Source organism: Rhodococcus sp. LB1, assembly GCF_001583455.1.
GTDB classification, from domain to species: Bacteria; Actinomycetota; Actinomycetes; order Mycobacteriales; family Mycobacteriaceae; genus Rhodococcus_F; species Rhodococcus_F opacus.
The window spans coordinates 1-1,787 of record NZ_LTCZ01000433.1; the positions used below are offsets into that span (position 1 = coordinate 1).

At 69.5% G+C, this 1,787-nt stretch carries 2 protein-coding genes; one reads left to right on the plus strand and one right to left on the minus strand.

Annotated features, from left to right (window positions below; translation table 11 throughout):
• On the minus strand, positions 1-863 hold an 863-nt coding region (locus tag AZG88_RS45605), incomplete at its 3' end, for a wax ester/triacylglycerol synthase family O-acyltransferase (RefSeq protein ID WP_231914435.1).
• A 464-nt stretch (positions 864-1,327) separates the two neighbouring features.
• Between AZG88_RS45605 and AZG88_RS54855 the strand changes: the two genes are divergently transcribed.
• Complete coding sequence (locus AZG88_RS54855) at positions 1,328-1,735, plus strand: hypothetical protein (protein ID WP_061043082.1); 408 nt, start codon at positions 1,328-1,330, stop codon at positions 1,733-1,735.
• Positions 1,736-1,787: the final 52 nt, after the last annotated feature.

Consider the following 1,787-nt stretch of genomic DNA (forward strand, 5'->3'; position numbering starts at 1 on the left):
ACCACGTCGTCGACGGTGAAACCCAGCGCGGACCTGACCGCCTCGACCTCGCCGAGCGGCAACGAGGTGAACGCGAAGCGTCGGCGCGCGGTGGCGGGGCCGTTGAATGGGGCGTCGGGCGGTGTCGGTGCCCCGGCCGTCGGCTCGTCAGCCGACCACCACCATGCGCGCCGGGTCAGCCTGCGGGCGAGTGTGCCCAGCAGGTCCGCGCCGGGGACGGTGAGGGCGCGGGCGAGCTCGGGCAGGTACGGTGCCAGCCGGAGCGAGGACCACATCAGCCGCGCGGGCAATAGTGCGAGATGCCAGGCGCTGTTGCCGAGCATCCCCAGTGCGCCGGCCGCCTGGTACTGCTCGTCGCTGAGCCGGTGCGGCACCGTGCGGGGTTGCGGGGCGGTGTCCATCAGCACCGCGAGGGCCTGCTCCGCGGTCAGACCGTCGATCACCGCCGGGTGCACCTTGGTGTAGATCGCCTGCCGGCCACCGGTGAGCCCGTTCACCAGATAGCACTCCCACAGGGGCCGGTCGCGGCTCAGTGGGCGTGCCGCGAGACCGGAAATCTGCTCGGCGAGCTGTTCGTCGGTGCCGGGACCGGTCAGGGCGACCTCCCGGATGTGATAGCCGAGGTCGAGGAACTCGGAGTCCACCCAGTAGGGCCGGTCGAGCCCGAGGGGTACCTCCTGTAGCCGCCACCGCAGTGGCCCTACCAGGTGTAATCGGCCATCTGCGAGCGTGCGGAGGTCTCGCACCGTGAGCTGGCCGCCTGGCGCGGTGGGGCCGAGGACACTCAGGACCCCGACATGGGTGGAGGTGGTGGATGTCTCGGCGTCGAGGAACTGCGTATCGAGTGAACTGAGCTGGTGCATAAGGTTTTTACCTGGATTGGGTGAGCCAACTTGCTGGGCGAGCCCACAAGGCGTCACCCCAACGCTACGCCGCGGCGCGTCCCTGTGGTGTCCCGAGTAATTCGTTTGCCGAATCCTCGATGAGCGTCGGTCGAACCATTTCGAATTGGCGCACACCGAGTTTCGATTTGTGGCCGCCGGAACGGCCGCAAGCGGGCAGCAGCGAGGGTTCGTGCGGATATCCGCACGTCGGGGCGATGAAGATCGTTGGCTCCCCGCTTCGAATCGCGGAGTGTTCCGTCCGACCGGGCACCGTGGGCCGTTGAATCTTCGCCGCTTGTCGTGTTCGGCTCGGTCTGGGTCTCGCCTCGAGGCAAATGCTCTCAGCGGCTCCCGCGAGGCGACCCGGGTGCCCGGGGCCGGCAGGGCGCGGTGGGGTTGGCGAAGGCGGCGCGTAGGACACCGCTATCGCCCGAATCGACGAGATGACCTCCCGCAGCGACATCGTCAAGCTGAGCGACGCGGACCTGGCCTGGCTGCGGCCAGGCGATCGCCACGGTGATGCAATTCGGTGGCCGATGTCTCGGGCCCGGAGATCCTGGTCGTCACCCACGGCGACACCGCAGCCACGCGGTACACCCGGAGCGGGTTCGTGCGCGTCCCGCGGGCGCCGGGTCGACCGGGTCGAGGTGGACACCGCCGAGTTGGAGGACGCTTTCAGGGCCGGGTTGCGGCACGCCATGACCGACCGCGACCTGCTGGCCCGTAGAACCGATCGGCACCGGCGACGAGCTGCGCCATCGAACCCGGCGGCACTCGTTCCACTCGCGGGTCCACTGCGCCTGATCCGGTGCCGAGTGCGCGCCAACAAGGACGACCCCGGCGCCGCCTAGAATGGGGTGATACGGACGCCTTCGCTGCATCGGGCGAGGTGGTCCGCGGCGG

Coding starts and splice junctions, on each gene's coding strand:
- AZG88_RS54855 (WP_061043082.1), top strand. CDS start 1,328: ATGACCTCCCGCAGCGACATCGTCAAGCTGAGCGACGCGGACCTGGCC.